The sequence below is a fragment of the Brevundimonas sp. Soil_N_31 genome (assembly GCF_057655995.1).
Genome location: NZ_JBDGLE010000002.1, coordinates 164,139 through 181,167 on the forward strand (window position 1 = coordinate 164,139; position 17,029 = coordinate 181,167).

At 65.0% G+C, this 17,029-nt stretch carries 20 protein-coding genes and 1 tRNA gene; 10 read left to right on the top strand and 11 right to left on the bottom strand.

The window, feature by feature from the left end:
* Positions 1-108 precede the first annotated feature (108 nt).
* Complete coding sequence (gene egtB, locus AC3A3G_RS03745; protein ID WP_487487570.1) at positions 109-2,277, top strand: ergothioneine biosynthesis protein EgtB; 2,169 nt, start codon at positions 109-111, stop codon at positions 2,275-2,277.
* Positions 2,278-2,358: 81 nt separating this feature from the next.
* Here egtB and AC3A3G_RS03750 read toward each other — a convergent pair whose 3' ends face one another.
* Positions 2,359-2,592, bottom strand: coding sequence for a con-10 family general stress protein (locus tag AC3A3G_RS03750; RefSeq protein WP_125900964.1), 234 nt, complete (start codon positions 2,590-2,592; stop codon positions 2,359-2,361).
* Between the two features lie 185 nt (positions 2,593-2,777).
* Here AC3A3G_RS03750 and AC3A3G_RS03755 point away from each other — a divergent pair, with 185 nt between their 5' ends.
* The gene (locus tag AC3A3G_RS03755; RefSeq protein ID WP_368924834.1) at positions 2,778-3,074 is read left to right on the top strand and encodes a hypothetical protein; all 297 of its coding nucleotides are present in this window, start codon (positions 2,778-2,780) and stop codon (positions 3,072-3,074) included.
* Between the two features lie 61 nt (positions 3,075-3,135).
* On the opposite strand, the gene AC3A3G_RS03760 is transcribed toward AC3A3G_RS03755, so the two are convergent.
* Complete coding sequence (locus AC3A3G_RS03760) at positions 3,136-3,837, bottom strand: MBL fold metallo-hydrolase (protein WP_487487571.1); 702 nt, start codon at positions 3,835-3,837, stop codon at positions 3,136-3,138.
* Between the two features lie 172 nt (positions 3,838-4,009).
* Here AC3A3G_RS03760 and tig point away from each other — a divergent pair, with 172 nt between their 5' ends.
* The 4 genes from tig to AC3A3G_RS03780 all read left to right on the top strand — a co-directional run bounded on the left by tig (position 4,010) and on the right by AC3A3G_RS03780 (position 7,776).
* Positions 4,010-5,353 carry a trigger factor gene (gene tig / locus AC3A3G_RS03765; RefSeq protein ID WP_368924831.1) on the top strand — a complete coding sequence of 448 codons (1,344 nt, stop codon included), beginning with the start codon at positions 4,010-4,012 and terminating at the stop codon, positions 5,351-5,353.
* A gap of 120 nt (positions 5,354-5,473) precedes the next feature.
* Positions 5,474-6,379, top strand: coding sequence for a hypothetical protein (locus AC3A3G_RS03770; protein WP_487487572.1), 906 nt, complete (start codon positions 5,474-5,476; stop codon positions 6,377-6,379).
* Positions 6,380-6,488: 109 nt separating this feature from the next.
* Positions 6,489-7,130 (top strand): ATP-dependent Clp protease proteolytic subunit, encoded by a 642-nt coding sequence (locus tag AC3A3G_RS03775; RefSeq protein WP_003165321.1) that lies wholly within the window; start codon positions 6,489-6,491, stop codon positions 7,128-7,130.
* A 103-nt stretch (positions 7,131-7,233) separates the two neighbouring features.
* Complete coding sequence (locus AC3A3G_RS03780) at positions 7,234-7,776, top strand: cytochrome b (RefSeq protein ID WP_200167451.1); 543 nt, start codon at positions 7,234-7,236, stop codon at positions 7,774-7,776.
* Between the two features lie 3 nt (positions 7,777-7,779).
* Here the strand turns inward: AC3A3G_RS03780 and AC3A3G_RS03785 are convergent, their stop codons facing one another.
* The gene (locus tag AC3A3G_RS03785; RefSeq protein ID WP_200216000.1) at positions 7,780-8,427 is read right to left on the bottom strand and encodes an HAD-IB family hydrolase; all 648 of its coding nucleotides are present in this window, start codon (positions 8,425-8,427) and stop codon (positions 7,780-7,782) included.
* Positions 8,428-8,623: 196 nt separating this feature from the next.
* Between AC3A3G_RS03785 and clpX the strand changes: the two genes are divergently transcribed.
* From clpX to AC3A3G_RS03805, 4 genes are all read left to right on the top strand, one after another.
* Positions 8,624-9,892, top strand: coding sequence for an ATP-dependent Clp protease ATP-binding subunit ClpX (clpX, locus tag AC3A3G_RS03790; protein WP_200167455.1), 1,269 nt, complete (start codon positions 8,624-8,626; stop codon positions 9,890-9,892).
* Between the two features lie 275 nt (positions 9,893-10,167).
* A complete protein-coding gene (gene lon, locus AC3A3G_RS03795) occupies positions 10,168-12,567 on the top strand; it encodes an endopeptidase La (protein ID WP_200215998.1) in 2,400 nt (799 codons plus the stop codon).
* A gap of 119 nt (positions 12,568-12,686) precedes the next feature.
* A complete protein-coding gene (locus AC3A3G_RS03800) occupies positions 12,687-12,962 on the top strand; it encodes an HU family DNA-binding protein (RefSeq protein ID WP_291781749.1) in 276 nt (91 codons plus the stop codon).
* Between the two features lie 46 nt (positions 12,963-13,008).
* Positions 13,009-13,085 (top strand) — tRNA-Val (locus tag AC3A3G_RS03805).
* Between the two features lie 75 nt (positions 13,086-13,160).
* Here AC3A3G_RS03805 and AC3A3G_RS03810 read toward each other — a convergent pair.
* From AC3A3G_RS03810 to AC3A3G_RS03845, 8 genes are all read right to left on the bottom strand, one after another.
* Entirely contained in the window at positions 13,161-14,318 is a 1,158-nt protein-coding gene (locus tag AC3A3G_RS03810; RefSeq protein ID WP_487487573.1) for a tyrosine-type recombinase/integrase, read from the bottom strand.
* A gap of 217 nt (positions 14,319-14,535) precedes the next feature.
* Positions 14,536-14,955, bottom strand: coding sequence for a thermonuclease family protein (locus AC3A3G_RS03815; RefSeq protein ID WP_487487574.1), 420 nt, complete (start codon positions 14,953-14,955; stop codon positions 14,536-14,538).
* Positions 14,952-15,182, bottom strand: coding sequence for a hypothetical protein (locus AC3A3G_RS03820; RefSeq protein ID WP_487487575.1), 231 nt, complete (start codon positions 15,180-15,182; stop codon positions 14,952-14,954). Before AC3A3G_RS03820 ends, AC3A3G_RS03815 begins: the two co-directional genes overlap by 4 nt.
* On the bottom strand, positions 15,182-15,511 hold the full coding sequence (locus tag AC3A3G_RS03825; protein ID WP_487487576.1) for a hypothetical protein: 330 nt from the start codon (positions 15,509-15,511) through the stop codon (positions 15,182-15,184). Before AC3A3G_RS03825 ends, AC3A3G_RS03820 begins: the two co-directional genes overlap by 1 nt.
* Positions 15,508-15,699, bottom strand: a complete 192-nt coding sequence (locus AC3A3G_RS03830) for a hypothetical protein (RefSeq protein WP_487487577.1) — start codon at positions 15,697-15,699, stop codon at positions 15,508-15,510. The genes AC3A3G_RS03825 and AC3A3G_RS03830 overlap by 4 nt, the downstream gene beginning before the upstream one ends.
* A complete protein-coding gene (locus AC3A3G_RS03835) occupies positions 15,696-16,079 on the bottom strand; it encodes a hypothetical protein (protein ID WP_487487578.1) in 384 nt (127 codons plus the stop codon). Before AC3A3G_RS03835 ends, AC3A3G_RS03830 begins: the two co-directional genes overlap by 4 nt.
* A 171-nt stretch (positions 16,080-16,250) precedes the next feature.
* On the bottom strand, positions 16,251-16,817 hold the full coding sequence (locus tag AC3A3G_RS03840) for a hypothetical protein (protein ID WP_487487579.1): 567 nt from the start codon (positions 16,815-16,817) through the stop codon (positions 16,251-16,253).
* Entirely contained in the window at positions 16,818-17,027 is a 210-nt protein-coding gene (locus tag AC3A3G_RS03845) for a hypothetical protein (protein ID WP_487487580.1), read from the bottom strand. It abuts the gene before it with no gap.
* Positions 17,028-17,029 lie beyond the last annotated feature (2 nt).

A 17,029-nucleotide genomic window follows, 5' to 3' on the forward strand; every position in this document is an offset into this window, starting at 1 on the left:
CCGTGAAGGCGCGCGGAGACGGGTTTCAATCACGCGGAACCGCCTCGTCTCAGCCTGCATTTCTACAGGGTGACCACAGCGAACACTCACCCAGGGGCAGGCGGGACTATGGCCGGAACGCAGCGCAGGCCGGCGCGCGTCGCCGGGGATCTGGAGCGCTATCGCCGCGTGCGCGCGGTGATGCCCGCCTTGGCGGCATCCTTGTCCGCCGAAGACCTGCAGGCGCAGTCGATGGCCGAAGCCAGTCCGGGCAAGTGGCACCTGGGCCATGTGAGCTGGTTCTTCGAAATCATGCTGTTGGACAGGCCGGGCTATGAGCCGTTCGATCCTCGGCTGAAGGAGGTCTTCAATTCCTACTATGAGGCGCTCGGCGAACGCATCGGCCGCGATGAGCGAGGTCTGATGACGCGCCCGTCTCTGGCTGAGGTCATGGCCTATCGCGCCGAGATCGACCGACGGATGGAGGTGCGCCTGGCCGACGCCTCGGCCCCGCTGGAAGGGCTGGAGCGCTACCTGTTCGAGCTGGGTCTCAACCACGAGCAGCAACATCAGGAGCTGTTCCTGATGGACCTACTGCATCTGATGTCCCGTTCGCCGCTCGACCCGGCGGCTTATGAGAACGAGCCACGTACGGCGTTGCTGCAACCGGCGCGTAGCGGTTGGGAGGCGTTCGAGGGCGGTCTGATCGAGATGGGAGCTTCGGGCGAGGGGTTCGCTTTCGACAATGAACGGCCCGCGCACCGCGTCTGGCTGGAGCCGTTCGTTCTGGCCTCCGGCCTGACCACCAACGGCGACTGGCTGGCCTTCATGGATGACGGCGGCTACGCGCGGCCCGAACTGTGGCTGAGCGACGGCTGGGCGACGGTCCAGGCGCGCGGCTGGACCGCGCCCCTCTATTGGCGACGAGAGGATGAGGGGAAGGGCTGGACGGTCATGACGCTGGCGGGCCGGCGCTCCGTCGATCCCGCTGCGCCGGTGCGCCATGTCAGCTTCTACGAGGCCGACGCCTTCGCGCGGTGGTCGGGCCGGCGTCTGCCGACAGAGGCGGAGTGGGAGCATGCGGCGCGCAGCCGCCCTGACGCCTTCTCCAACCTGGACGGCGAGGTGTGGCAGTGGGCCGCTAGCGCCTATGCCCCTTACCCCGGTTTTCGTCCGACCGAGGGCACGGCGGCCGAGTACAACGGCAAGTTCATGGCCAATCAGATGGTGCTGCGCGGCGGCGCCTTCGCCACGGCGCCGGGACATGCGCGGCCGACCTATCGCAACTTCTTCTACCCGGATCAGCGCTGGGCCTTTGCGGGCGTCCGTCTGGCTTGCGATCCAGGCGACGACGCCTATCGCGACGGCGCCGACGACGAGCACGAGGCCTTCCGCCGTGATCTGGTCGCGGGCTTGGCGTCGTCGCCCAAGAGCCTGCCGCCTAAATGGTTCTATGACGCGCGCGGGTCGGCGTTGTTCGAGGCCATCACCCGCCTGCCGGAATATTATCCGACCCGGCAGGAGGCGGCCCTGTTGCGCCGGGTCGCCCCGCACTGGGCCGACCGCTTCGGCTCCGACGCCGTTCTGGTCGAGCTGGGTTCGGGCGCCAGCGAGAAGACGCGCATCGTGCTGGACGCCGCGCCGGACCTGGCGGCCTATGTTCCCATCGACATCAGCTCTTCGGCGCTGGACGAGGCGGCCGCGCGGCTGAGGCAGGCCTATCCCGACCTGAAAGTGCTGCCCATCGTCGGCGATTTTGAACACCTGGGCGTTCTGCCGCCTGAGGCGGGGCAGGGGCGTCGTATCGGCTTCTTCCCCGGTTCGACCATCGGCAATCTGGCGCCGGAGACGGCCGAGGCCCTGTTACGGGGCATGCGCGACATGCTGGGGCCGGACGCCCTGTTCGTTCTGGGCGTCGATCTGATCAAGGAACCCTCGACCCTGATCGCCGCCTATGACGACGCCGAGGGGGTGACGGCCCGCTTTAATCTGAACGTCCTGGCGCGCGCCAACCGCGACCTGGGCGCCGACTTCGATCTGGACGCCTTTGCTCATCGCGCCGTCTGGAACGCGGCCGAGGCGCGGATGGAGATGCATCTGGAGGCCCTTCGCCCGATGACGGTGCGGTTGGGCAAGCTGGTCTTCCGTTTGGCGCAGGGCGAGACGATCCACACCGAGAACTCGCGCAAGTTCGACGAAACCCGCGTGCGCGCCTTGGCTGAAGCCGCCGGCTGGCGCGTCGAAGCGTTCGAGGTCAGCGAAAATCCGCGCGTGGCCCTGGCTCTTCTGGCCTGCTAAACACATCGTCCTGCGCGTCAGGCAAAGAAAAACGGCGAGGTTTCCCGCGCCGTCGAAAAGTTCTGAAATCGATCGCAGCGATCAGCGCTTGGGCGGCGCCGGATCCTGGCCGGTCTTGTTTCGTGCGCCGTGGGAGGCTTCGCCGCCCTTGCGTCCGGCCTGGGCCGCGAGGGAGCGGTCCTGAGAGAAGCTGCGCTTCTCGCTGGGCACGCTCGCGCCGCCCTTGCGAGCGATTTCGCGCTGACGTTCCGGGTCCATTGAGGCGAAGCCTCGCTTGGAAACACCGGAGCCGCGGGTGGGCTGACCTTCGGTCATTTCAGATGTTCCTTTCGTAGACGGTGGCGCTTGCGCAAAAGAACCCGGCGCCGGCGCGGAGGTTCCGAGAAAGGATTAAAACCCTGTTCGGTCGACACGAACCGCGCCCATGTGCAGGCGGCGGAACCGTGACGATTTCGGCGGGTTCTTCGAGGCTCTGAGTGCAGAAGTCAGGAGTTCAGCCCATGCCGGTTTCCAACGACCCGACCCCACGCGCCGACAACGCGCCTTCGCCTGAGGACATCACCGAAGGCCGCTCGACGCGCAGCGGCCGCCTTGAAGGAGCCGCCGATGAGATTCTGGCGGCGGGCGCCCGACCGCGTCCCTTGCGCCGGGCCGTGCGCGAGGATGCGGCCGAGGTGCGCGACTGGGCGCGTCATCGCGGCTCTCGGGCCTGCGAAGCGATTCGCGATGAGCCGATCCGCATGACGCTCTATGCGCTCGGGATCGGCGTTCTGATCGGCCTGCTGGCCGCGCGCTAGGCCATTATCGGTTCGGATTGATTCAATCCGAACTCAGATCAACTGTCCGGCATCCAAGGGGTCAGGCCGGACCGGAGGCCGGGCGTGCGATCGGCGCCGCCTGCATCGCCCGGTCCGAGACGAAGGGGTTGCTGCGCCGCTCGGCCCCGAACGTCGAATGCGGTCCGTGGCCAGGCACGAAGGTCACGTCATCGCCCAGCGGCCACAGCTTGGTGGTGATGGCCGTCAGCAGGGCCTGATGGTCGCTGCGCGGGAAGTCGGTGCGGCCGACCGAGCCCTGGAACAGCACGTCGCCGACCTGGGCGAAGCGGGCCTCGCGGTTGAAGAAGATCACATGGCCGGGCGTGTGGCCGGGACAGTGGAAGACCTCCCACGTCGTCTCGCCCAGCGTCAGCAAGTCGCCGTCGTCCAGCCACCGCGTGGGGGTGAAGCTGCGGGCCTCGGGCAGGCCGTACTTCTGGCCCTGCGTGGGAATCAGGTCGATCCAGAACTGGTCCTCCAGGTGCGGGCCGACGATGTCGAGGTCGGTCTTCTCCTGCATCTCGGCGGCGGCGCCGGCGTGGTCCAGATGGCCGTGGGTGATCCAGATGGCGTCCAGCGTCAGGCCGCGCCGCGCGACCTCGCCCAGGATGGCGTCGACCGAGCCGCCGGGATCGATGACGGCGGCCTTCTTCGTCTGCGTGCACCAGACCGTCGTGCAGTTCTGCTGAAGCGGCGTAACGGGCGTGACGAAGACGCCGATGGGGGCTGAAGGCTGGCTCATGCGTCATGAGATAGCGGCCCGATGCCCACAAAGGAACCGCGTTGCGTTGACGTTTCGGCCCCTTCTCGACATAAGGGCGGGCTCCGAGGCGCCGCTCCCGAAAGGGGCGGCCCTGTTGCTTTATCCACCGCGCGCCTTTGCGGCGTCGCCACAGAGCGTCAGATACCCGACCATGCAAGTCGTCGAAAAGTCGAACGAAGGCCTCAGCCGCGTGATCGCGGTGACCATTCCAGTCGCTGAGCTGAATGAGAAGCTCGAAGCCCGCATCAAGGAAGTGGCTCCCCAGATGAAGCTTAAAGGCTTCCGTCCGGGCAAGGTGCCTGCCTCGTACGTCAAGAAGACCTTCGGCCGCGACTTCATGGGCGAAATCATCAACGCCTCGCTGAACGAGACCAGCCAGGGCGCTCTGGACGAGCTGAAGCTGCGCCCGGCCGCTCCGGCCGAGATGAATCTGACCTCCGACATGGACAAGGTCATCGCCGGTCAGGAAGACCTGGCCTATGAAATGTCGCTGGAAGTCATGCCGGAATTCACCCCGGTCGACCCCAAGACCCTGAAGCTGACGCGCCCGACCTATGAGGCCTCGGAAGAGGATCTGGACGAGGCGCTGAAGGAACTGGCTTCGCAAGCCAAGTCCTACGAGGACAAGAAGGGCAAGACGGTCAAGGCCGCCGACGGCGACCAACTGACCATCGACTTCCTGGGCAAGATCGACGGCGAGGCCTTCGACGGCGGCGCCGCCACCGACGCCGACCTGGTGATCGGCTCGGGCCGCTTCATCCCCGGCTTCGAAGAGCAGCTCAAGGGCGCCAAGGTCGGTGAAGAAAAGACCATCGAAGTGACCTTCCCGGAAGAGTACCAGGCCAAGCACCTGGCCGGTAAGGCCGCGACCTTCGACGTCACCGTCAAGGCCATCAAGGCCGAGGTCGAGTCGAAGATCGACGACGAGTTCGCCAAGCGCATCGGCCTGGAGTCGCTGGACCAGCTGAAGGAACTGCTGAAGTCCAACCTGAACCAGCAATACGCCGGCGCCACCCGCTTCAAGCTGAAGCGCGCCCTGCTGGACGTGCTGGACGAAGGCCACGACTTCGCCCTGCCGCCGAAGATGGTGGACGCCGAGTTCGAAGGCATCTGGGCCCAGGTTTCGGCCGACAAGGACGCCGGCCAGCTGCCGGAAGACGACGCCAAGAAGTCGGAAGACGAACTGAAGGCCGAGTACAAGAAGATCGCCGAGCGCCGCGTGCGCCTGGGTCTGGTCCTGGCCGAGATCGGCCGCGCCAACAACGTCGGCGTTTCGGATCAGGAACTGTCGAACGCCATCATGGCCGAAGCCCGCAACTATCCGGGTCAGGAAAAGATGGTCCTGGACTTCTACCGCCAGAATCCGAACGCCGCCGCCCAGCTGCGCGCGCCGATCTATGAAGAGAAGGTCGTCGACCTGATCGTCTCGGTCGCCGAGGTGAAGGACGAAGCCATCACCAAGGAAGAGCTGATGAAGGAAGAAGACGAGGCGTAAGCCCTTCTTCCCTGACGCGCGTTAATGAGGGGCGGTCCGCATGGGCCGCCCCTCTTTGCATGTGAGAGGGGAGGCGGTAGAATATCGGCGTTTGGTCGGGGTCTCGACACGGAGACGACTATGCTGAGCCTGGCAACGCTGATGGTGTCAGCACTGATCTCCAGCATGCCGGTGCAAGCCGAGGGCTCGCCGTCGGCGCAGGATGACCCCGTCCGGGTCGAGGATGTTGTCGTATCCGGCCGACGCCTGCAGGACGAGGCTGAGGCGTTCGTCGCGGAACTGGCGGCGCCGCCGCCCAAGCGCGGTCTGGCGCGATGGCGCGGGCCGATATGCCTCGGCGTCGCCAACCTGTCGCAGAGCGTCGCGCGCCCGCTGATCGACCACATCGCCACCGTGGCGAGCAGATACGACGTGCGCATACGGGAGCCTGGCTGCCAGCCCAATGTCATCATTGTCTTTACGGACGACGCTTCAGGCTTGGCGCGGGGCCTGGTGGAGCATGACGCCGATGCGTTCCGCGTGCGCTGGACCAGCCAACTGGATCGAGGTCAACAGGCGCTGGACGCTTTCCAGAACGCTGACTGGCCGGTGCGCTGGTGGCACGTCAGCATGCCGGTCATCGGCATATCAGGGCGGCGGGCCATCCGGATGCCCGGCGACACCGGCCCGATTTACGTGCCGGGCGAGGGATTGGCGAACAAGGGGCGCCCCATCACGGACGTGTTGAGCAAGGTGATCGTCATCGTCGATATCGCCAAGGTCGAGGGGATCGAGCTTCCGCTGCTGGGGGACTATCTGGCGATGGTGGCCCTGGCGCAGGTTGATCCCGAGGGCGGCTCGAGTCGGTTCGATACGGTGCTGAATCTTTTCCATGAAGCGGGCAGGGACGAGGGCCTGTCGGGCTGGGACAAGGCCTACCTCGCTTCGCTATACGGGGCGTTTCCGGAGCGCATCGACCGATACAATCATGCCTCTTCGATCGTGCGTGACCTCCGACGAGCGGAGCGGGACGCGCAGCGCCGATAAGGTCGAGCGCAAGGCGGTCTTGCGCCGACGGTCCAGCGACGCGATATCGTAGGAGACAGGCGCGCGCCGTTATGAGTCGTGCGACCCTCCTGAATTCGAGAAGGCCTTCATGCGCGATCCGATCGACTACATCTCCAACAACCTGGTGCCGATGGTGGTGGAGCAATCCAGCCGCGGCGAACGGTCGTTCGACATCTTTTCGCGCCTGCTGCGCGAGCGGATCATCTTCCTGACCGGCCCGTTCGAGGACGGCATGGCCTCGCTGATCTGCGCCCAGCTGCTGTTCCTGGAATCGGAAAACCCGAAGAAGGAAATTAGCATGTACATCAACAGCCCCGGCGGTCAGGTGACCTCGGCGCTCGCGATCTACGATACGATGCAATACATCAAGTCGCCGGTCTCGACCGTGGTCATGGGCATGGCCGCCTCGGCCGGTTCGCTGATCCTGACGGCTGGTGAAGCGGGCCAGCGCATCGCCCTGCCGAACGCGCGGGTCATGGTGCACCAGCCCTCGGGCGGCTTCCGCGGCACGGCCTCGGACATCGAACGCCATGCCGAGGACATCATCGCCACCAAGCGCCGTTTGAACGAAATCTACGTCCAGCACACCGGCCGCACCTATGAAGAGGTCGAGCGCACCCTGGACCGCGACCACTTCATGACCGCCGAGGAAGCCAAGGCCTGGGGCATCGTCGATCACGTCTATGACAAACGCACCCAGGCCGACGACGACGGCGTGAAGGCTCCCTAAGCCTTAAACGCGCTTCGGCTGCGACAATTTGCGAGGCGGAGTCCGGCGACGGATTTCGCCTCGAATCGTGTTTGAGACTCGTTATCAGCGAAGGGGGCGCTTCATGGCGATGCAGTGGAGAGACGACGGGTTTCGATATGGCGCCGTCACACGGGGGCTGCACTGGGCGATGGCCCTGCTGCTGACGTGGCAGTTCGCTGGCATGGCGATCAAACTGATTGTCGGCCGGGCGCCGATCACCGCCTTCTGGGTCGGCACGCACAAGGGGATCGGCGTCGTGCTGCTGAGCCTGATCGTGCTGCGCGCTTTGTGGGGCCTCTACAACATGAAGACGCGACCGGCGCACGGCGGCGGCTTCTGGGGCCTGGCTGCGAAGGTCGGACATCTGATGCTCTACGCCCTGATGCTGATCGTGCCGGCGTTGGCGCTGCTGCGGCAGTATGGATCGGGCAAGCCGCTGGACGTGTTCGGCGTGCGCCTGATTGAGGGCGGGTGGGCAGAGTTGCCGTGGATGACGGCCCCCGCTGACGCCGCGCACGGCTTGCTGGCCTGGGTGCTGCTGGCGGCCATCGCGGGCCACATTCTGATGGTGCTGGTCCACCGCTTCATCTGGAAGGACGATACGGTCGGCCGGATGGTCGGCTAGGGATCAGGGGCGGCCCGTGAAAACGCGGTAGCCCTTCTCCTCGGCCGCCGCGATCATCTGAGCGTCGCCGGAGGTGTCGCCATAGGCGGCGGCCAACTGCATGTCCGCGCCATAGGCGGCGCGCAGTCGATGCATCTTCTCTTCGCCCCGGCAGTTGCCGCCGACGAAGGTTCCCAGCACACGGTCCTGGCCGTCGAAGGCCAGGCGGGTGCCGATCAGGTTCTCGGCGCCCAGCCTGCGGGCGAAGGGGGCGACGGTGGTTTCGGGCGAGGCGGTGACGATGACGCGGTGGGCGCCGCGACGGCCCCAGTCCTCCCAGGTCGCCAGGGCGTCGGGGCGCATGAAGCGCGGCCAGATCTCGGCGGCGAAGCGCTCGGCCTCGGCTTCCAGCGCCTTGCGGTCGGCGTCCATCAGGAACTCGCGCACCGAGGCGACCTTGATCCGGCCCCGATCCCGGTCGCCCAGATAGGCGAAGACGGCCGGGATCATCTGCACCAGTCCGGTCAGCCAGCGCACCGGCCCGGCTCGCCATTTCAAAAAGCTGGTGAAGCTGTCGCGAATCGTCAGGGTGCCGTCGAAATCGAAGGCGACGATGAGTTGGCCGGGGGCAGGGGACTGGTGAAAGGCTTTTCCGCTTCCCATGTCAGACATTAGCCGTGATCCCCATATTATCTGTCCTGTCCGTTCCCCGAAGCGCGCTGCGGCGCCGCAACGGGGTTGTGGCGGAACGTGTGATGGGTGATTGTCATTTTTTGAAGACCTTCGATGATAGATTCCCTGGATCGATCGTGAAGGAAGCGCCTTTCGTCCCAATGTCGGGGCGGATCGCGGATAGTGAGAAGGGTCTATGACCAAAGCCGCCGGCACAGACGCCAAAAGCACGCTCTACTGCTCGTTCTGCGGCAAGAGCCAGCACGAAGTTCGCAAACTGATCGCCGGACCGACCGTTTTCATCTGCGATGAATGCGTCGAACTGTGCATGGACATCATCCGCGAAGAGCACAAGATCGCGTTCAAGACCTCCAAGGACGGCGTGCCCACGCCCAAGGAGATCCGCGACGTCCTCGACGATTATGTGATCGGTCAGAGCCACGCCAAGAAGGTGTTGAGCGTCGCCGTTCACAACCACTACAAGCGCCTGAACCACGCGACGAAGAACAACGACGTCGAGCTGGCCAAGTCGAACATCATGCTGATCGGGCCGACCGGCTCGGGCAAGACGCTGCTGGCCCAGACGCTGGCGCGGATCATCGACGTGCCGTTCACCATGGCCGACGCTACCACCCTGACCGAAGCCGGTTATGTGGGTGAGGATGTCGAGAACATCATCCTGAAGCTGCTCCAGGCGTCGGACTACAACGTCGAGCGGGCCCAGCGCGGCATCGTCTACATCGACGAAATCGACAAGATCTCGCGCAAGTCGGACAACCCGTCGATCACCCGCGACGTGTCGGGCGAAGGCGTGCAGCAGGCCCTGCTGAAGATCATGGAAGGCACCGTCGCCTCCGTGCCGCCGCAGGGCGGGCGCAAGCATCCGCAGCAGGAGTTCCTGCAGGTCGACACCGCCAACATCCTATTCATCGTCGGCGGCGCCTTCGCCGGCCTGGAGAAGGTGATCTCGGCGCGCGGCGAGGGGGCCTCGATCGGCTTCGGCGCCAAGGTCAAGGAGATCGACGAGCGTCGCACCGGCGAAATCCTCAAGCAGGTCGAACCTGACGACCTGATGCGCTTCGGCCTGATCCCCGAATTCATCGGCCGTCTGCCGGTCCTGGCGACGCTGGAAGATCTGGACGAGGTCGCTCTGATCAAGATCCTGACCGAGCCGAAGAACGCCCTGGTCAAGCAGTACAAGCGCCTGTTCGAGATGGAGAACGTGACGCTGACCTTCACCGACGACGCCCTGTCGGCGGTGGCCAAGAAGGCGATCACCCGCAAGACCGGCGCCCGCGGCCTGCGCTCCATCCTGGAGGGCGTGCTGCTGGAGACCATGTTCGAACTGCCCACCTATGAGGGTGTCGAGGAAGTCGTGGTCAACGCCGAGGTGATCGAGGGCAAGGCCCAGCCGTTGCTGATCTATTCGGAAACCAAGAAGAAGACGGCCGACGGCGCCGCCTGACGCTGTGGCCCGATCCAAGCGAAAAGGGGCGGCTCGCCACGGGCCGCCCCTTCATCGTTTCAGAGGCGACCCAGGCGGCCGTCTGAAATCACACGCTTTTTCACGCTTCTGTGGGCCGCCGCCCCGTTACGCTTGAACCGCGTCCAGACAGAACCACATACTCACACGAAAGCCGCTGAAAAATAGCGGGTCGAGTCGAGACGAGGCGGCAGTAACGCCAAGTCGGATCGGTTCGGCGGGTCTGAGATTCACGAAGGCCCCGGAAAGTACGCATCATGACCGAGAGCAAAATCCTCCCTGTCCTGCCGTTGAGAGACATCGTCGTCTTTCCGCACATGGTCGTGCCCCTGTTCGTCGGGCGCGAGAAGTCCGTGCGCGCCCTCGACGAGATCATGAAGGGCGAGAAGCAGATCCTGCTCGCCACGCAGAAGAACTCCGTCGACGACGATCCGGCGACGGACGCCATCTATTCGACCGGCGTGCTGGCGACGGTGCTGCAGTTGCTGAAGCTGCCGGACGGCACCGTGAAGGTGTTGGTCGAAGGCAAGTCGCGCGCGCGCCTCACCCGCTTCACCGACCGTGAGGACTATTACGAAGCCGAAGCCGTCGAGATCGACGACGAGGCGGGCGATCCGTCGCAGAGCGAAGCCCTGCTGCGCGCCGTGATCGAGCAGTTCGAAAACTATGTGAAGCTGAACAAGAAGGTTCCGCCCGAAGCCCTCAGCGCCATTCCCCAGATCACGGACCCGTCCAAGCTGGCGGACTCGGTCGCCGCCCATCTGTCGGTCAAGATCGCCGACAAGCAGGCCCTGCTCGAAACCGTCGTCATCCCGACCCGGCTGGAGAAGGTCTACGGCCTGATGGAAGGCGAGATCAGCGTCCTGCAGGTCGAGAAGAAGATTCGCAGCCGCGTGAAGCGGCAGATGGAGAAGACCCAGCGCGAGTACTATCTGAACGAGCAGATGAAGGCGATCCAGCGCGAGCTGGGCGAGACCGACGACGCCCGCGACGAGCTGCTGGAGCTGGAAAAGCGCATCAAGAAGACGCGCCTGTCCAAGGAGGCCCGCATCAAGGCCGAGGCGGAGCTGAAGAAGCTGCGCAACATGTCGCCGATGTCGGCGGAATCGACCGTGGTGCGCAACTATCTCGACTGGCTGCTGTCGATCCCGTGGTCGAAGACCAAGCCCAAGGCCATCGACCTGCAGAAGGCCGAGGACATCCTCGAAGAGGATCACTACGGCCTCGAGAAGGTCAAGGAACGGATCATCGAGTATCTGGCCGTTCAGGCGCGCACCGGCAGCTTGAAGGGGCCGATCCTGTGCCTGGTCGGCCCTCCCGGCGTCGGCAAGACCTCGCTGGCTCAGTCCATCGCCAAGGCGACGGGGCGTGAATACGTCCGCATGTCGCTGGGCGGCGTGCGCGATGAGGCCGAGATTCGCGGCCACCGCCGGACCTATATCGGTTCCATGCCCGGCAAGATCATCCAGTCGATGAAGAAGGCCAAGACCACCAACGCCTTCGTCCTGCTGGACGAGATCGACAAGCTGGGCGCCGACTGGCGCGGCGACCCGTCCTCGGCCCTGCTGGAAGTGCTGGACCCGGCCCAGAACTCGACCTTCGGCGACCACTATCTGGAGGTCGACTACGACCTGTCGCCGGTGATGTTCGTCACCACGGCCAACAGCCTGAACATGCCTCAACCCCTGCTGGACCGCATGGAGATCATCCGCGTCTCTGGCTACACCGAGGACGAGAAGGTCGAGATCGCCAAGCGCCACGTCCTGCCCAAGCAGCTCAAGGACCACGGCCTGAAGGAAGAGGAACTGATCGTCCCCGATGAGACGATCCGCGACCTGATCCGCTACTACACGCGCGAAGCCGGCGTGCGTTCGCTGGAGCGCGCCCTGGGCGGTCTGGCCCGCAAGGCGGTGCGCGAGATGGCCAAGACCAAGGCCGCCTCGATCACCGTGGATGCGGCCAAGCTGGCCGAATACGCGGGCGTGAAGAAGTTCCGCTATGGCGAAACGGACACGGAAGATCAGGTCGGCATCGTGACCGGCCTGGCCTGGACCGAGTTCGGCGGCGACATCCTGACCATCGAAGCCCTGAAGATGCCGGGCCGCGGCCGCATGACCGTGACCGGCAACCTGAAGGAGGTCATGAAGGAGTCGATCTCGGCGGCGGCGTCCTATGTCCGCAGCCGCGCCCTCAGCATCGGCGTCAAGCCGCCGGTGTTCGAGAAGACCGACATCCACGTCCACGTTCCCGACGGCGCCACGCCCAAGGACGGCCCCTCGGCCGGCGTGGCCATGACGGTGGCCATGGTGTCGGTCCTGACCGGCATCCCGATCCGCAAGGACATCGCCATGACCGGCGAGATCACCCTGCGCGGCCGGGTCACGGCCATCGGCGGCCTGAAGGAGAAGCTTCTGGCGGCCCTGCGTTCGGGCGTGAAGACCGTGCTGATCCCGCAAGAGAACGAGAAGGATCTGGAGGACGTGCCCGAAAACGTGAAGGCCGCCCTTGAGATCGTGCCGATCTCCACCGCCGACGAAGCGCTTAAGTGGGCCCTGACGGGCACGCCGACCCCGGTCGAGTGGGACGAGGCGGCCGAGCCGATGACGCCGACGCCGCCCGCCCCGACGGCGGGCGAGGGGGCCAGCATCAGCCACTGACGCTGGGTCTCTGATCCGATGAAGGACGGCGGTTCGGGGCGATCCGGACCGTCTTCTTTTTGACCCGCCCGCCAACAGCGGCTTAAGTGCGCCCTTCGTTCGCGAGGGGAGCCGCAGGCATGACCAAGACGGAACTGATCGGCCGCATGGCCGAGGCGGCGGGCATTAGCCGCGACCAGGCCAAGCTGGCGCTGGAAGCCTTCACCGATCAGGTGACGGGTTCACTTGTTCAGGGGCGCGACGTGCGCCTGGTCGGCTTCGGCAGCTTTGTCGCCGTGGACCGCAAGGCGGGCGTGGCTCGAAACCCCCAGACCGGCCAGGAGATCGCCCGTCCGGCCTCGCGTACCGCGCGCTTCCGCCCCGGCGAAGGCTTGAAAAGCGCCTTGAACGGCTGACCGTCACAGGGCATGAAGCCTGTCCCGACGCTGAGTCGGATGATGTGGGCGGCTAGCTCAGCTGGTCAGAGCATCTCGTTTACACCGAGAGGGTCGGCGGTTCGAACCCGTCGCCGCCTACCATCATTTTCAACGACTTAGCGGTCGATCCGAAACTGGATTGGCGTCTGCTTGCCAGAATGCTTTCCAGCTATACCCTCATCCGAGGGCCTTCCGGGCAGCGGACTGGTGGTCCGGTCGATGGTGGCCGTAGTGCTGCTGGAGCGTCGTCGGGCTCATCCCTGCGTAGCCTGCCGCCTCCCAGATATCGACGCCTCGCTCCATCAGCCAGGTGCAGCAGGTGTGCCGAAGCCAGTGCGGGGTCGGGCCAACCAGACCGGCGTCCTTGGCGCAGCCGGTGAACCCGGTGCGCACGGCCGAAACCGGCTCGCCGCCGAAGTGAAGCACTGTGTCGATCCCGCGCTTCTGATCCAGCGCATGCCAGCGGCGCATGTGCGCGAGAAGTCGCCGGGGCATTTTCACGATAGGGCGCCGCTTCGTACGGGACTCTGTTTCGTTGCGACCGCGCCTGTAGATGACGCCGCTCGCTAGATCGACCCACGGGTCATCGAGGCTTTCGGTCCAGCGCAGCCGCTTGATCACGCCCGAGCGGGACCCGGTATAGAGGCCGATGAGAATAAACCGGCGCATGTGCTTCCGATTGCTCTTCGCAGCGCCAGGAATAGGCACCCACTTCCCATCCGTCAGGCGCCAGCCCATCGCGGCCAGAAGGAGGGCGGCTGCATCACTGCGAGAAAGCGCATCACGGTTCGACTCTGGCTTCTCGGGCAAGATGACGGCCGGGCGCCGCGTCAGGTGGTGCTCGCTGTCCCAGAACCCGATGGCGGCGGAAAGCACCTCCAGCTCACGCCGGGCTGTCTGGGCGCTGACGGTGCGGCCGGTGTTGCCGTGCACGATCGGTTGCGCGGTCCGGTGCGCGACGTAGGCCTGGCAGGAGGTCCGGCGCACGTCAGCAAGCGTGCGCTCGCCCCACCATGACAAGAGGTGGGCCACGAACCCCGCCATGGTTGCGGGCGTAGCCTTCAGCTTTGACCCTCTTTCCCGCGCGTACAGCGCCAGGGCGTCTGCGATCAGGACCTTAGAGGGATCACTCTCGCCTGACGGTCTGTCCCACTTGCCCGCGATATACGTGGCGAGCTGCCTTTCGGCGTCTCGAAGGCTTTCAGGGCCGCAGCCCGTGCTGATCTGAACCGATCCGTCACGGATGAACCAGCGGTCGGGGAGGCGCTTGCCGGAGCGCGAGTCGGTCCTGCCTTTTCGGAGGTAGAGGCGGGGGCCTTTGGATTGACGGGACATTGGAAGAGAGCCCTCACGCTGGCCGGTGTGACGTAGTAGGAGCCCCCGACGCGGGCAGCGGTCAAGCGGCCCCGGGCAATCTCCGTTCGCATGGCGGAAATGGTGATCGGGTAGATCTCGCCAAAAACAGTGACAAACTCGACCAAGGTCATCGGGTCGCTGTCGCCCCAGTCAGCCGGGGAGGGGCGCCGCTCTGTTCGTTGCTGGACGTGCGCGCTCACCGCCACACCCCCCTTCTTTCTCTCCGGGCCTCCGCTTGCTCTTCAGCATACGAAGGCCGGTAGTTCGGTTCATTGATAGCCAGCCCCTCGCGGACGAGGGTGGCGCCTATGTCTTCGCCAGCGACGGTGCAGGTGACGACAGGGCGGGCGTATTGGTCGGTGCTGGTCTGGGTGCATCTGGCGCCGAAGGCACCAAGGCCGCGCGCCCGGTCAGCGGCTACCGGCGCGAACCGCTTGGCCTCCCGAGAACAGGCCCAGATGCGAGGCTGGCGACGGCAGCGGGTGTAGGGCGGCAGTTCGCCCGCATCCATGCCGCCGAGCCGGACCTTCACGCGTGAGCCGTCCTCGCGGTGGCACCATCCGCTATCGCCGTCTGAGAACGCCAGGGCAGCGCAGATCAGGACGATGGGGGTCATGCTTCACCTGCTGCATCGGCCATTGCGCGAATAGTCACGCGATCAAGCTTCGTGGCGCGGGCGACTTGACCCTCGGACAGGACGCCCTCGGTCATCAGGCGAATGACCAGCCCGAGAGCGCCGCGCTCGGCGGTGTTGCGCGAATACGACCCGGCATGGCCTCGCTGGCCGTAGCGGGCGCGGCGGGTCTCCCATGCGCGGGCGCGAACGGCAGATAGATCGCTCATCACCCCTCTCCCTGTTTGGCTTTCAGTATGGCGGCGCACACCGATAGGGCGGACGTGGCGGCATATGCGGTGTCGTCGTCCACATATGTGAACCCCCATTCGTTCGGCCCATTCCTGTGCAGGACGCACGGTCCGTTCCCCAGAACACGCTCCACCAGCGCGAGGGCGGCGTCGGGGGAGGTGGTGGGGGCAGGGTAGCCCTGAATCTCCTCCGCACTATCGAACCCGTATGGGTGAGTAGTTGCCAATGCGACCAGAATATCCAGCTCCCGGCTCCCCACCTCGGCAGCCTCCAGCCTAGCGATGAGGGCGGACAGGTCAGCGGTCATAGCTCATACTCCGACGACACGCCGGTCAGGAAGAACTCGTGCTTGAGGTGGTTCAGTTCGGCCTTCATATCCTCCACTTCGAAGACAGGTGATCCGCTATCAATGGCCTCTGAAAGGGCGTCTTGCAGCGCTTCAATCTCCAAGGCCAAGGCGCGGGCGCGGCGATAGTTCGGGCGCAGGGCGGTCATGCTTCTGCTCCTGGTGCTGGAGGGAGGGGGAGCGGCTTCCACCATTTCGGCGGTCCATAGTTAATCTCGATGATCGGGCTGTCGTGGTATTCGCCCGGCGACGTTCCAGCCCACCACCAGCCATTTTCCCAGAGGGTGTCGCCCTCCTCGGCGCGGAGCCATGCCTCACCGACGAGCCACCCGCCATCGCGATCTGGCACGGCGACAATCACCGGATGCGCCTGACCTGACAGTTCGAACGTCTCAATAGGCCGCCACTCCACCATCTCGCGGATGCAGGCGGCGGCTTCGGTGAATAGAGGGTCGACCGGAGGATGGTGCTTCTTATCGTAGGCGATCCGCTCTTCCAGCTTATTCACCAGTTCGATAGGGTCTGTCATTGATGGCCCCTGCTTCCATATTTCTCGCGTCGAGTTTTCCATGCAGCCGCACGGATCGCAGCCAGTTCTGCTTTCGACTTCGGGGATGGCTTATTCCGCTCATTCTTCAGCGACACGCCGCAATCGAGGCCGTCGCACGGGCTGTTCCCGCACGCGCAGACCCATCGGATCTCACCCACGTTCGGCCTCCTTGCTGAGGAAGGTGCGGACCTTCTTGATCCATCCGAACGACATGCGTTGATGGCTTACGTCGTCATCGGGCAGGCCCCAGCTTTCTCCACACAGCACGGGCGGCAGGATTTCTTCCAGCAACCCCACCGCCTCAGCCAGCTTGCGCTCTGCTTCGGTGTTCTCAGCCCGCAGCGCCGCGTTCTCTGCGAGGAGGGCTAGGACGGTGGCGGGGTTGGCGGCGGCGATGAAGGCGCGATCCTGAGGCAGGAACTGCTCGAACGTCTGTCGTCCGCGTAGATCACCCTCCTTATACCAAGGGTCGCCGGTCGTGCATCGCCCGGCCAGCCTCGCCAGTTCCGCATGATCGTCAGATTTCAGTATTCCGGGATTACCGGATAACTGATCGCCGGATGGGGCGATGGCCTCGATGATGGCGTCGGCTTTGGTCAGCGCTTTGGCTCGGTTATCGGCCGCACGTTCGGTCTGCGTGATATTCGCGATGATGCTGAAGGCCCAAGGATCGACAATCCTCGCCACCTTATCGCGCGGGGTGAGGGGGTGGGTCATTCAATCCTCCCAATGCTGCATGTCGACGGCCAGCACGTCAGCAGGCGGTGGAACGGTGTCGAAGCAATCGCGGTCCTCGGCCATCTCGCGAAGGGCGGCGCTGTATTCCCAACGGGAGCGTAGGCCCCAGCCGAAGCCCTGGCGCTCCATGTGACGGACCAGCTTCCAACGCCAAATCAGTCGGGCAACGGCTCGAAAGGTCTTAGGCATCG